Source organism: Uruburuella suis (assembly GCF_004341385.1).
Classification (GTDB): domain Bacteria; phylum Pseudomonadota; class Gammaproteobacteria; order Burkholderiales; family Neisseriaceae; genus Neisseria; species Neisseria suis.
Genome location: NZ_SLXE01000003.1, coordinates 1 through 13,580 on the forward strand (window position 1 = coordinate 1; position 13,580 = coordinate 13,580).

Here is a 13,580-nt window from a genome sequence, read left to right on the forward strand (position 1 = left end):
GAACTATACCCAAACCACCAAAACCCGTCAACATCTATCTGCAAAAATATTTACAATAAAATATCACCCGATTGTTTTAGCTGGGTATTTTTTATAGCAATTTCCAATCCCCGCTTCCAATAAAACGACTAAGGCCGTCTGAAAAAACTTTTCAGACGGCCTTAGTTATATAGTGGAATAAATGAAAAACTTATACAGACGCATGTAGCAAGCCATACATGCAGAAGCCGTTTAACCCGCGTGCGTGGCTGCGCCACACACCCTACACACGATTTGAGATTTCTTATTTCTGTATCAGTTTTTCTTTGATTTCACTATAATTTATATCAAACAGCCCCCGAACATTCGGGGGCTGTTTGATATTTACCGATTAATCGGCAAATTGTTTTTTCAGACGTTCGCGGCGCTCTTGCGCTTCTACCGACAAGGTGGCGGTGGGGCGCGCCAGCAGGCGCTTGAGGCCGATGGGCTCGCCGGTATCTTGGCAGAAGCCGTAATCGCCCTCGTCAATCTTGCGGATGGAGCCTTGCACTTTGGTGAGCAGCTTGCGCTCGCGATCACGGGTGCGCAGCTCAAGCGCGTATTCTTCTTCTTGCGTGGCGCGGTCGGCCGGATCGGGTGCCGATTCGTGCTCTTGCAGGTGGCCGGTGGTGGCGGAAGCGTTTTCAATCAACTCGTCTTGAAGCTTCACCAGCAAATCTCTAAAAAAGGCCAGTTGGTCGGCATTCATATAATCTTCTTCCGGGCCGTTCCAATTCAGGATGTCTTGTTCCGTCAGCTTTGCCATAATGATTCTTCCACAGTGAATTATTGTCGGATTACCGGCAGATAAGCTGCCGGGCTGCTTATTGTTGATTCTGAACCATATTGTCGTCTTTTCAAGAAGGCCGAATCATAACATGATTTTTTGTTTGTGCGTATTTTTCTGCCGCCCCGCAGGGATTTGGGTTCAGGCGGCATCGCACTTCAGCCGAGCAGCCACAAATTGAGCCGGCTGATCATTTGCGGCAAGATGGCGCTGAGCCAAAACCACAACACCAGCACCAATACGCTGCCGGAAAAATCAAAGCGGCCTATCTTTAAGAAGACAAACGGGCGCGACAAAGGTTCGAAAATCCGATGCAGCACCGGCAATAAAGGCGAATAAGGCTTGCTGAAACTGAGCACCATGCGCAGCAACAAACCCAGCAGCAGCACATAAGCCGCCGCTTTGAAGAGATTTAGCACGGTAAAAAGCAGGTTGGCGGCCATCAGCCGCATGCCGAAGCCGCCGGGCAGCGCCAGCAACAGCACCAACGTGAAGGCCAGATAATAAACCAGCACACAAGCGAGCACGCAGGCCAAATCCCAGCGCCCCAAGGGCGGCGTGGCTTTGCGCAGCGGCCGCACCAGCCAATTGGTGGTTTGTGTGCAAAACTGCGCCAACGGGTGCTCAAACGGCAGCCCCGCCCATTGCAGCAGGCAGCGCGCCAAACACACAATCGCCAACACATCAGCCAGCAACAGAATAATTTTAATCATCATTTCAGACGGCCTTTGCGGTTCGTTTTAAGTGTCAAACTGTTGCGCCATTTGCTGCGAGCGCGCCACACATGCCGCCACGCCGGCGCCGATGGCCTCAGCCACGCCGTGTGTTTTAAAAGTTTCGATGGCTTCGTGCGTGGTGCCGCCTTTGGAGGTGACATTTTGCTGCAACAGGGCGAAATCTTCTCCGCTTTGCGCCGCCAATTCCACTGCGCCTTTAAAGGTGGCCAAGCTGAGGCTGCGGGCGGTAGCTTCATCAAAGCCTTGTGCTTGTGCGGCTTCTTTTAAAGCATTGAGCAGGTAAAACACATAAGCCGGGCCACTGCCGCTGATGCCGGTGATGGCGTGCATTTGCGCTTCATCGCCCAGCCACACGGTGCTGCCGTTGGTGCGCATAATCGCATCTGCGGCTTGCCGGTCGGCTTCATTTGCTCCATCGGCGGCAAACATGCCGGCCACGCCCAAGCCGATGCGCCCGGGCGTGTTGGGCATGATGCGGATAATGCGGCGCGTGCCGCCCAGATAGCGGCTTAAGGTGGCCACGCTCAAGCCAGCGGCCACCGACAACACCAGCGCGCCGTTTGCTTGCACACCGGCCAGCGCCGCCTGCATGTCTTGCGGCTTCACCGCCAGCACCAAAATATCATCGGCGCCCAACGGCGGCAGCTTTTCCGACACCGCCACACCGAATTGCTGCGCCAGCTGCGCCCGTTTTTCCGCTCCGCGGTTGGCCACATGAATCTGCCAGTCGCCCTCAGCAGCCATACCGGCCACAATTGCGGCCGCCATATTGCCGCCGCCGAGAAAATACACAGTCATTTTTTGCCCTATATATAAAGGTTTTGCCAGGCCGTCTGAAAGGCACTTTATGTGTTCAGACGGCCTGATGTTTATAAAAGAAAAATGAAACGCAATTGAATCATTTAACTGCTGTAAAGTGATTTTTACACCAAGGCCGTCTGAACACACAAATGCCTTTCAGACGGCCTCAGCGCTGCGGATAATCGCGTGCGCCGAAAATGGCGCTGCCCACGCGCACATGGGTGGCGCCGCTGGCCACGGCGATGGCCATATCGGCCGACATACCCATCGACAGCACATCCGCCGCCACGCCTTTTGCCTGCAATTGCGCCAACAATTGCTGCATTTGCCCGAATTGCGCGCGCAAAGCCGCTTCGCCGGCGGCGGCTTCAGCCACACACATCAGCCCGCGCACCTGCACGCGCGGCAGCGCGGCCACGGCGCAAGCCAAAGCCACTGCTTCTTCAGGCGCCACGCCGTGTTTGTTCGGCTCGGCGGCAATATTCACTTCGATGCAAACCTGCAAAGGCGGCATATCATCCGGACGCTGATCGCTCAGGCGCTGCGCCGTTTTCAGGCGCTCAATGGTGTGCACCCAATGCGCGCGCTCGGCCACTTGCCGGGTTTTATTGGATTGCACTTGGCCGATAATATGCCACACAATATCGGCGCAGTCGGCCAATTCATCGGCCTTGGCCGCCCATTCCTGAATATAGTTTTCACCGAAATCGCGCTGGCCGGCGGCATACACTGCGCGGATATCGGCGGCGGGAAACGTTTTGCCCACCGCCACCAGCGCCACACTGCCGGCGGGGCGGCCGGCAGCGGCTTCGGCCGCCGCGATGGCGGCTTTAACCTGTTGGTAATTGTGTTGCAAGATATTCATTTCAGCCCTTTCATTGCGGCCGTCTGAAAAAATAATTGATTTTTCGCTTGGTTGGAATGTGTTTACTTATTTAAAATACACAAGTTTTCTATTTTTAACAAAAATTCTATTCTAAAAAACGGAATCACATTATGCAAATTACCGACTTACTCGCATTCGGCGTGAAAAACAAAGCGTCCGACCTCCACCTCAGCGCCGGCCTGCCGCCGATGATACGCGTGCACGGCGACATCCGCCGCATCAACCTGCCCGAAATGAGCAGCGAAGAAGTCGGCCAGATGATTACCTCGGTGATGAACGACCAGCAGCGCAAGCTCTATCAGCAAAACATGGAAACCGACTTTGCTTTCGAGCTGCCCAATGTGGCGCGCTTCCGTGTGAACGCCTTCACCTCCAACCGTGGTCCGGCCGCCGTGTTCCGTACCGTGCCCAGCACCGTACTCACCTTGGAAGACTTAAAAGCCCCGCGCATTTTTCAGAAAATCGCCGACCACCCGCGCGGGCTTGTGCTGGTTACCGGCCCCACCGGCTCGGGCAAATCCACCACACTGGCGGCGATGATCAATTATATCAACGACACCCAGCCTTCCCACATCCTCACCATCGAAGACCCGATTGAATTTGTACACCAAAGCAAAAAAGCCTTGGTCAATCAGCGCGAGCTGCACCAACACACCCACAGCTTTGCCAACGCCTTGCGCTCGGCTTTGCGTGAAGACCCCGATGTGATTCTGATCGGCGAGATGCGCGACCCGGAAACCATCAGCCTGGCGCTCACCGCCGCCGAAACCGGCCACTTGGTGTTCGGCACCTTGCACACCACCGGTGCGGCCAAAACGGTGGACCGGATTGTGGACGTGTTTCCCGCCGGCGAAAAAGAAATGGTGCGCTCCATGCTCTCCGAGAGCTTACGCGCGGTAATTTCGCAAACCCTGCTCAAAACCCGCGACGGCAACGGCCGCGTGGCCGCACATGAAATTCTGATTTCCACCCCGGCCGTGCGCAACCTGATTCGCGAAAACAAAATCGCCCAAATCAACTCCACCCTGCAAACCGGCCAAACCCACGGCATGCAAACGCTCGACCAATCTTTGCAGGCGCTGGTGCGCCAGGGCGTAATCAGCCCCGATGTGGCCCGCAGCAAGGGGCAACACGTTGATTCGACATTTTCATAACGAGAAGCAGAGGCTACAATCATGAGTGAAACCAACCAGCTGCACGCGCTTTTGAGCGACATGGTGGCGGCATATTCCAGCAAAAAAGCGCCCCACATTCCCACGCCGGCCGAAATCGGCGCCCATTTGCACCCGATTCTCGACCATATGTGCGCCGATGCCGAGCAGCGCGGCGCTTCCGATATTTTCATCAGCGCGGGTTTTCCGCCCTCGCTGAAAGTAAACGGCACGCTCACACCCGTGCCGCACAAATCGCTCAGCGTGCAAGACACCGCCGACATCGTCACCTCCACCATGAACGACGAGCAGCTAGAAGAATTCAACAAAAACAAAGATTTAAACTACGCCGTACAATCACGCAGCAACACCCGCTACCGCGTGAACGCCTATCACGACCAAGGACGCGTGGGCTTGGTGTTGCGCCGCATCAACCAAGTGATTCCCACCGTGGAAGAACTGTCGCTGCCGCCGGTGTTGCACGATTTGGCGCTCAGATCGCGCGGCCTCCTGATTTTGGCCGGCCCCACCGGCTCGGGTAAATCCACCTCGATGGCGGCCATGGTCAACCACCGCAACCACAAAATGCCCGGCCACATCGTAACCATCGAAGACCCGATTGAATACATCTACCAGCCGCGCCGCTGCATCGTCACCCAGCGCGAAATCGGTATCGACACCCCCAGCTGGAAGCTGGCCGTGCAAAACGCCATGCGCCAAGCGCCCGATGTGGTGTGTATCGGCGAGGTGCGCAATGAAGACAGCATGGAATACGCACTGCAGCTGGCGCAAGCCGGCCACTTGTGCATCTGCACCCTGCACGCGAGCACCGCCAACCAGGCCATCGAGCGCATCATGAACTTTTATCAGGAAGACCGCCGCCACCAAGTGTTGATGGACGTGGCGCTCAATCTGGTCGGCATCATCGGCCAGCGGCTGGTGGTGAAAAAAGACAAAAAAGGGCGCACCGCCATTATCGACCTGCTGATCAATAACGCCGCTGTGCAAGATTTGATTTTCAAAGGCGAATTGATGGGCATCAAAGACATCATGCTGCGCTCGGGCACAGAAGGCATGCAAACCTTCGACCAAAACCTGTTTGAGCTTTATGTGGCCGGCCAGGTGGATTACGACGAAGCCCTGCGCCAAGCCGATTCGGCCAACGACTTGCGCCTGCGCATCCAGCTTTACGAAGAAGGCGGCGAACCCGAACGCTTGTTTGACCGCATCAGCGATTTGAATTTAATGTCTTAAACGCACAGCCGCACCCATCATCAAGGCCGTCTGAAACATTTTCAGACGGCCTTTTTATGCATGCGGTTATGCACGGTTTTATCGTTTTATAGTGGAATGTATAAAAGTGGAATGTATAAAAAAGTGACACGGCGGGTAGGTTGGGTTGCAAACCCAACCTACCCACAGGCCGTCTGAAACCTTGGGTTTACCAACCCAAGCTACGCTGTTGCAGCATGCAGTTTCGTGTCACTTTTTCTTGCATTTCACTATAGATTATTTTGAGATTGGCAATCACTCCACCGGCATACGTTTGCTGCGCTGCTGATGCCAAATACCAAACAAATACACCGCCACACCCAACCACACCCAGCCGTAGCCGATAAAACGCGACACATCAAAAGCCTCGCCGAATAAAAACAGCCCCAGCAAAAATTGAATAGTGGGCGACACATATTGAATAATGCCCAAATCGCTCATTGAAATGCGCCGTGCACCGGCGGCAAACAGCAGCAGCGGCACGGTGGTGACAATGCCCGAGCCGATCAGCGTGGCAAGCAGCAGCGGCGGCAGGCTGACAAACACAAGCTGCCCCTGTTGCGCCAGCCAGCCCAGATAAGCCAAAGCAAAAGGCAGCAGCAACAAGGTTTCCAGCGCCAGCCCCGGCAGCGCATCAAGCGGTGCGGTTTTGCGCAGCAGGCCGTAGAGGCCGAACGTGAGTGTGAGCAGCAGCGCCACCCACGGCACTTGGCCGGCCGGCAGCGCCAACCAAAAAATGCCGATGGCGGCCAGCACAATTGCCGCCAACTGAATGCGGTTGAAATGCTCGTTGAAAAAAAGCCGCCCCAACAACATGCTGAACAAAGGCGAAATAAAATAGCCCAAGCTCGCCTCAAGTACATGATTATTACCAATAGCCCACAAGAAAATCAGCCAGTTCAAGCCGATGGCAGTGGCGGAGCAAGTGAACACCAGCAAGATTTTGGGGCGGCGCAGCGCATCGAGCAGCACATGGGTTTGCTTGAACACCGCCACCAACACCACGGAAAACAGCGCCGACCACACAATGCGTTGCGCCAAAAGCTGGCCGGCATCGATGCCGCTGTGGGTGAGCGGATACCAATAAAGCGGAAAAAGGCCCCAAAGCAAATAGCAGCAAAGGGCATAGAGCAAGCCTTTTTGATTTTCAGTCAGGCCGTCTGAAGAGCGGGCAGGTGTCATGGCAGGCCGAGTTGGGAAAAGCGCCATCATAGGCCGCCGCTGCCGGCTTGTATAGTAGCGGACGCCGGGTGCAGGCTAATCGCGGGCATGATTCGAAATGAAGTTTTCATACCAAACCTAAAAACAATACCCATTCAAAAAAGTAAGCTAACAAGGCGGCGAGCCTGCGACAGTACAGATATAGTGGAATGTAAGAAAAAGTGATACAAAACTGCGCACTATAACAGGTAGGTTGGGTTGCCAAACCCAACGTTTCAGACGGCCTGTGGGCTTGTTGGGTTTTCAACCCAACCTACCCGTTGTGTCACTTTTTCCTGCATTCCACTATAGTACGGCAAGGCGAGCCAACGAAGTTAGGTTATTCTTTTGGATTGGTATAAAAGATTTTCAGACGGCCTTTGCATGCATGCGCTTGCGCCGCATCATATTGGGCACAAATGGCCGTTGCCGCCATTTTTCAGACGGCCTCCCGCCCTTTCCCGTGCGGCAGATTTTGCGCCAGCCATGCGCCGAGCTTGAGAAAATCAGCTTTGAGCAAGGGGCGCATTTTGCCGTTGTGCATGGCGGCGGCGGGGTGATAGAGGGGAAACAGAGTGAAATCGAGGCCGTGTGCCTGCAGGCGGAAATCTTGCCCGTGCACTTGGCTGATTTTCATCAACGGCAGAAATTCGTTGAGGCCAATGCGGCCGAGCGTGACCACGATGCGCGGGCGCACGGCTTGCAATTCGGCTTGCAGCAGCTCGCGGCAGGCGGCGATTTCCTGCCGGTTGGGGTCGCGCCCTTGGGGGCGGAATTTCACCACATTGGTCAGGTAGATTTCATCGCGCGGCAGCGCTATCGAAGCGAGCAACTCATCGAAAAAGCGCCCGCTCACGCCCGAAAAAGGCTCGCCGGCTTCGATTTCGCGCTTGCCCGGTGCATCGGCCACAAACACAATATCGGCCGCCGTGTTGCCCCAGCCGGGTGCCACAGCGCAGTTAAAATACGCGCTTAATTGTTGCAGCAAGGCGTTTATTCGGGCAGACATGGTTTCAGACGGCCTTATCCGATGCGTTTGAAAGGTGGCAGGCAGGCGAGCAGCTGCTTGCCGTAGCGCTGGGTTTTCACGCGGTTGTCGAGTATGGTCACGCGGCCGTAATCACTTTCGGTGCGGATCAGCCGCCCCACCGCCTGCACCAGCTTGAGGCTGGCTTCGGGCACGGTGATTTCGATAAAAGGGTTGCCGCCGCGCTGCTCGATCCAGCGGTTTTGCGTTTTTTCGATAGGGTTGTCGGGCATGGAAAACGGCAGCTTGGCGATGATTACCTGCACGCAGGCCGCACCGGGCAAATCCAGCCCTTCGGCAAAGCTGTCGAGCCCGAAAATAATGCTGGCGCGCCCGTCGGCAATGGCATCGTGGTGTTTTTGCAGCAGCACGGCTTTGGGCACTTCGCCCTGCACCAGCAAAAGCGGCAGATAATCGGCGGCTAAGCGCAGCGCCACATCCTGCATCTGCTTGCGCGAGCTGAACAACACCAGCGTGCCGATGGCCTCTTCGGCGGAAACCAGGCGCGGCAGCCATTCCACAATAGCATCGGTGTGGGCGGCCGCATCTTTCGGGCTGGCGGCCAAGGGCGGAATATAAAGCTCGCCCTGAGCATCAAAATCAAACGGGCTGGGCAAGGCCAGCGTGGTGGTGGCCGGCAGCCACACCAGCCCGGTTTGGCGCAGCAGCAAATCGAAGCTGCCCAACGATTGCAAAGTGGCCGAGGTGAGCACGGCGCCGGCGGCGCGCCGCCACAAACCGTTGGCCAAGTGGCTGGCGCTGCTGATGGGGCTGGCGTTGAAAAAATAATCGTTTTTATCGCTGATGCGGCGCGTAATCCACTTGGCCAGCGGCGCTTCGCCCTCGGGTGGCACGGTGGACAATAAATCCCACACGGCGCTGATTTGCTCGGCGCGGGCGATAAACATGCCGAATTCACCGCTCAAGCGGTCGATCAAGGCGCTGTCTTGGTCTTTGTCGCGGCGAGTGGCGGCGAGCGCATCGTTGAGGGTGTAGAGCTGTTTGAGCAGGCTGCGGGCGGCCACGGCGGTGTTGGACACCAATAATTCGAGCGATTCGGGGATTTTACCGTCTTGCCACAGCCACACCGATTCGCTGCCCTCCGAAGGCGCCAGCGCCGGCTCGTCGGCCAGCTGAAACGACCATTCGTTGAGGCTTTCCAGCAAAGAAGCAGCGGCCTCGTCGGCCAGATTGGCCGCTTCGGCTTTATCGGCCACGGCGGCGATTTTGTCGCTGATGGCGGGCAGCTTTTCCAGCGTCCACACGGCCTGGTTCCACGAATGCTCGGCGGCAAACTGGCTCAAGGCTTTTTTGGGCAGATGGTGCGCTTCGTCGATGCAATAAAAGCTGTTTTCAGGCGCAGGCAGAATCACGCCGCCGCCCATGCCGATGTCGGCGAGCAGCAAATCGTGGTTGGCCACCACCACATCCACGCTCTCCAGCGTGTCGCGCGCCAGATAAAACGGGCATTCCGGCCGGTTGGGGCAGGCCGCTTTCAGGCAGCCGTGGCGGTCGTTGGTGATTTTAAACCACACCGCATCGTCGATTTTCTGCGGCCAAGTATCGCGATCGCCGTTGAAGCGGCGCGCGGCAAACTCATCGGCCAAATCGCGCAGCATTTGCAGCTCTTCCGGACGGGGCTTGCTCTCCCACAGCACCGTGGGCGCTTCTATGCCGAGTAAGTTTTGCTGGGCGTTGCTCTGGGTGAGCTGATAGAGCTTATAGGGGCACAGATAGCGGCCGCGCCCTTTGGCCAGCGCAAACGTCATTTCCAGCCCCGAATGCGCCACCAAAAAAGGCAAATCCCGGTGCACCAATTGCTCTTGCAAAGCCACGGTGGCGCTCGACACAACCAGCCGCTTGCCCCGCGTTTGCGCCATAATTCCGCCTGCCAGCAAATAGGCCAGGCTTTTGCCCACGCCGGTGGGGCCTTCGATCACAGCAATGCTCTCACCCTCGCGCTTGGGCGCTTCTTCGCCCTCGACGCGGCTTTGGCTGCGCGAAAAAGCGTTGGCAATCGCCGCAATCATTTCGCGCTGGGCGGCGCGCGGCCGAAAGCCAGGCAGGCTTTTGCCGATGTTTTGATAATGGTCGCGGATAGCGTTTTTTTCGAGGTCGGTGAGCATGAGAATCGGTTTGAGGCCGTATCAAAACGGCATGAGAAAACAAGCGGCTATTTTAGCATTTTATCAACAAGGCCGTCTGAAAAATGCCCGCAAACTTCGCCGTATCAATAAAAATACAAAAAGGCCGTCTGAAAACCTTTCAGACGGCCTTTGCCATTACAAATCGGTAAAACTTATTCCACCGTTACCGATTTGGCCAGGTTGCGCGGTTTGTCCACATCGGTGCCGCGTGCCAAAGCGGCGTGGTAAGACAAAAGCTGCACGGGAATGGTGTGCACGATGGGAGAGAGCACGCCGGCGTGGCGCGGGGTGCGGATCACATGCACGCCTTCGCTTTCGTGGAAATTGCTATCCAAATCGGTAAACACAAACAATTCGCCGCCGCGTGCGCCCACTTCCTGCATATTGGCTTTCACTTTGTCCAGCAAGCTGTCGTTGGGTGCAATCACCACCACCGGCATGTTTTCATCCACCAACGCCAAGGGGCCGTGTTTGAGCTCGCCGGCGGGATAGGCTTCGGCATGAATATAGGTGATTTCTTTCAGCTTCAGCGCGCCTTCGAGTGCAATCGGATAGTGAATGCCGCGGCCGAGGAAAAGGGCGCTGGCTTTCTTGGCGAATTTTTGCGCCCACGCGGCGATTTGCGGCTCGAGATTCATCACATGCTGGATGCTGCCGGGCAGCTGGCGCAATTCTTCGGTGTAGGCACGCGCCTGCTCTTCGCCGACATGGCCGCGCATTTTGCCCAAGGTAACGGCCAAGCCGAACAACACCACCAATTGGGTGGTGAAGGCTTTGGTGGAAGCCACGCCGATTTCTGCGCCGGCGCGGGTGTAGAGCACCAATTCGCTCTCGCGCGGCAGCGCCGATTCCAGCACGTTGCAAATGGAAAGGCTGTGGGTTTGGCCGAGCGATTGGGCGTATTTCAGCGCTTCCATGGTGTCGAGCGTTTCGCCGGATTGGGAAATGGTAATCACCAATTGTTTGGGGTTGGCAATCACATCGCGGTATCGGTATTCGCTGGCGATTTCCACATCGGTGGGGATTTTGGCGATGCTCTCGAGCCAGTATTTGCCGGTGAGGGCGGAATAATAAGAAGTGCCGCAGGCGAGGATTTTGATGCTGTCGATGCCGGCAAACACTTCGCGCGCGGTTGTGCCGAAATTTTCAGGCTCAAAGCCGCCGTCGAGAAATACTTCGGCGGTGTCGGCAATGGCACGCGGCTGCTCGTGGATTTCTTTTTGCATAAAGTGGCTGTAGGGGCCAAGCTCCAGCGAGGCGAGCGATAATTCAGACACTTTCACTTTGCGCTCGGCGGCCTGCCCGTTTTTGTCGAGCAGCTTTTCAATGCCATTTGCATTCAAAAGGGCAATGTCGCCGTCTTCGAGATAGGCGATGTTGCGGGTGAAGGCAATCACGGCCGACACATCGGATGCGATAAAGGTTTCTTCGTCGCCGAAAGCCACCAGCAGCGGGCAGCCCATGCGCGCCACCACCATTTCTTTGTGGTTGTCGTCGGCAATCACGCCGATGGCATATGCACCGTGAAAACGGGTGCAGGCGGCTTCTACGGCGGCGAAAAGATCGTGGCCGTTGCGCTCATATTCGTGTTTGACGCTGTGGGCAATCACTTCGGTGTCGGTTTGTGATTCAAAGGTGTAGCCCAAGCTTTGCAGGCGGGCGCGCTCTTCTTCGAAGTTTTCGATAATGCCGTTGTGCACCACGGCAATCAGGCCGCCGGAAATATGCGGGTGGGCATTGGGCTCGGTTACGCCGCCATGGGTGGCCCAGCGGGTGTGGCCGATGCCGATGTGGCCGTGCACGCCTTTTTCGCGGGCGGCGTTTTCCATCAGCTGCACGCGGCCGACACGGCGCACGCGGGTGATTTTGTTGCCGGTTTGCACGGCGATGCCGGATGAATCATAGCCTCGGTATTCCAAGCGTTTGAGGCCGTCGGTGAGAAAATCCACAACATTGTGGTGGGCGCGAATGGCGCCTACGATACCGCACATAAAAGTTCCTTAGTATCAAAGTTTTAAAAAAATGCTTGTTTGGCCGACTCTCGGACAAACAGGCGGGAAAAGCTTTCAGACAGCCTTACTGTTTTGAATCAGGCCGTCTGAAAGCAATTTTTATTTTTTGGCCGGCTTTTCCGGGCGCACCCAGCCTTCAATCACGGTTTGGCGTGCACGGGCAAGCGCGAGCTGGTTGTCGGGGCAATTTTTGGTAATCGCGCTGCCCGCGCCGGTGGTGGCGCGGCTGCCGATGGTAACGGGTGCCACCAGCACCGAGTTGGAGCCGATGCGCACTTCATCGCCAATCACGGTTTTGTGTTTGTTTACGCCATCGTAGTTGGCGGTGATGGTGCCGGCGCCGATATTGGTTTTGCTGCCGATTTCGGCATCGCCTAAATAGGTGAGGTGGTTGGCTTTGCTGCCTTTGCCGATGGTGGTGTTTTTCACTTCCACAAAATTGCCGATATGCACTTCATCGGCCAATTTGGCATTCGGGCGCAGGCGGGCATAGGGGCCGATATGGGCGCGTGCGCCGATTTCGCAATCTTCCAAATGCGAAAACGCTTCGATTTTGCTGCCTTCGCCGATTTTGGCGTTGCGAATCACGCAGTTGGGGCCGATTTCCACATCGGCGCCCAGCACCACATCGCCTTCAAACACACAGTTCACATCAATCACCACATCTTGGCCGTGTTTCAGACGGCCTCTCAAATCAAAACGGGCAGGATCGCGCAGGGTGACGCCGGCTTTCAATAATTCATCTGCCTGATCGCGCTGGAAAATGCGTTCCAATTCAGCCAGCTGCACTTTATTGTTTACGCCGGCGGCCAAATGGCTGGCGCGCACCTGCACCGGATGCACTTTGATGCCATCTGCATTGGCCAGCGCAATCAAGTCGGTGAGGTAATATTCGCCCTGCGCATTGTTGCTCTGCAAGGCATTCAGCCAGCCCTCGAGCTTGGCATTGGGCAGCACCAAAATGCCGGTGTTGATTTCCTGCACCGCTTTTTGGGCGGCATCGGCGTCTTTTTCTTCCACAATCGCCACCACATTGCCACCCTCGCGGATGATGCGGCCGTAGCCGGTGGGGTTTTCCAGCACATCGGTGAGCAGGCCCACTTCTTCGCCGGCGGCGTCGAGCAGGGTTTGCAGGGTGGGCGCGTCAATCAGCGGCACATCGCCGTAGAGCACGAGCGTGCGGCCTTCTGCGGGCAGGTGCGGCAGCGCCACTTTCACGGCATGCCCGGTGCCCAGCTGCTCGGTTTGTTCCACCCAAGCCACATTGCGCGCCACGCGCTCGCGCACTTTTTCTTTGCCGTGGCCTATCACCACAACGGTGCTTTGGGGCTCTAGCTGCTGCGCGGTGTCGATTACGCGCGCCACCATGGGCTCGCCGCCGATTTCGTGCAACACTTTGGGCAGCTTGGAATACATGCGCGTGCCTTTGCCGGCCGCGAGAATCACGATATGCAGGGAATGTGGGCTCATGGATAAAATCTTTTCGCTGAAATCAATCATATGGGCGGGCAGGCCGTCTGAAAGCTTTCAGACGGCCTG

11 protein-coding genes are annotated in these 13,580 nt (G+C 56.5%); 2 read left to right on the forward strand and 9 right to left on the reverse strand.

Going from position 1 to position 13,580, the window contains the following annotated elements:
* Positions 1 to 370: 370 nt before the first annotated feature.
* The 4 genes from dksA to EV680_RS01650 form a co-directional block, all read right to left on the reverse strand.
* Complete coding sequence (gene dksA / locus EV680_RS01635; protein ID WP_132952546.1) at positions 371 to 787, reverse strand: RNA polymerase-binding protein DksA; 417 nt, start codon at positions 785 to 787, stop codon at positions 371 to 373.
* 179 nt (positions 788 to 966) lie between these two features.
* The gene (locus EV680_RS01640; protein ID WP_132952548.1) at positions 967 to 1,524 is read right to left on the reverse strand and encodes a YggT family protein; all 558 of its coding nucleotides are present in this window, start codon (positions 1,522 to 1,524) and stop codon (positions 967 to 969) included.
* A 24-nt stretch (positions 1,525 to 1,548) separates the two neighbouring features.
* Positions 1,549 to 2,343: a pyrroline-5-carboxylate reductase gene (gene proC / locus EV680_RS01645; protein WP_132952550.1), complete on the reverse strand. Its 795-nt coding sequence runs from the start codon at positions 2,341 to 2,343 to the stop codon at positions 1,549 to 1,551.
* 169 nt (positions 2,344 to 2,512) lie between these two features.
* The gene (locus EV680_RS01650) at positions 2,513 to 3,211 is read right to left on the reverse strand and encodes a YggS family pyridoxal phosphate-dependent enzyme (protein WP_132952552.1); all 699 of its coding nucleotides are present in this window, start codon (positions 3,209 to 3,211) and stop codon (positions 2,513 to 2,515) included.
* 131 nt (positions 3,212 to 3,342) lie between these two features.
* Between EV680_RS01650 and EV680_RS01655 the strand changes: the two genes are divergently transcribed.
* Together EV680_RS01655 and EV680_RS01660 are read left to right on the forward strand one after the other, a co-directional pair.
* Complete coding sequence (locus EV680_RS01655; RefSeq protein WP_132952554.1) at positions 3,343 to 4,386, forward strand: type IV pilus twitching motility protein PilT; 1,044 nt, start codon at positions 3,343 to 3,345, stop codon at positions 4,384 to 4,386.
* A gap of 21 nt (positions 4,387 to 4,407) precedes the next feature.
* A complete protein-coding gene (locus EV680_RS01660; protein WP_132952556.1) occupies positions 4,408 to 5,637 on the forward strand; it encodes a PilT/PilU family type 4a pilus ATPase in 1,230 nt (409 codons plus the stop codon).
* Positions 5,638 to 5,910: 273 nt separating this feature from the next.
* On the opposite strand, the gene rarD is transcribed toward EV680_RS01660, so the two are convergent.
* The 5 genes from rarD to glmU form a co-directional block, all read right to left on the reverse strand.
* Complete coding sequence (gene rarD, locus EV680_RS01665; protein ID WP_207894263.1) at positions 5,911 to 6,837, reverse strand: EamA family transporter RarD; 927 nt, start codon at positions 6,835 to 6,837, stop codon at positions 5,911 to 5,913.
* A gap of 457 nt (positions 6,838 to 7,294) precedes the next feature.
* Positions 7,295 to 7,864, reverse strand: a complete 570-nt coding sequence (locus tag EV680_RS01670; protein ID WP_132952560.1) for a uracil-DNA glycosylase — start codon at positions 7,862 to 7,864, stop codon at positions 7,295 to 7,297.
* A 14-nt stretch (positions 7,865 to 7,878) separates the two neighbouring features.
* Entirely contained in the window at positions 7,879 to 10,008 is a 2,130-nt protein-coding gene (gene dinG, locus EV680_RS01675; RefSeq protein WP_132952562.1) for an ATP-dependent DNA helicase DinG, read from the reverse strand.
* A gap of 173 nt (positions 10,009 to 10,181) precedes the next feature.
* The gene (gene glmS, locus EV680_RS01680) at positions 10,182 to 12,020 is read right to left on the reverse strand and encodes a glutamine--fructose-6-phosphate transaminase (isomerizing) (protein WP_132952564.1); all 1,839 of its coding nucleotides are present in this window, start codon (positions 12,018 to 12,020) and stop codon (positions 10,182 to 10,184) included.
* 120 nt (positions 12,021 to 12,140) lie between these two features.
* Positions 12,141 to 13,511 (reverse strand): bifunctional UDP-N-acetylglucosamine diphosphorylase/glucosamine-1-phosphate N-acetyltransferase GlmU, encoded by a 1,371-nt coding sequence (gene glmU / locus EV680_RS01685; protein ID WP_132952566.1) that lies wholly within the window; start codon positions 13,509 to 13,511, stop codon positions 12,141 to 12,143.
* Between the last annotated feature and the right edge of the window lie 69 nt (positions 13,512 to 13,580).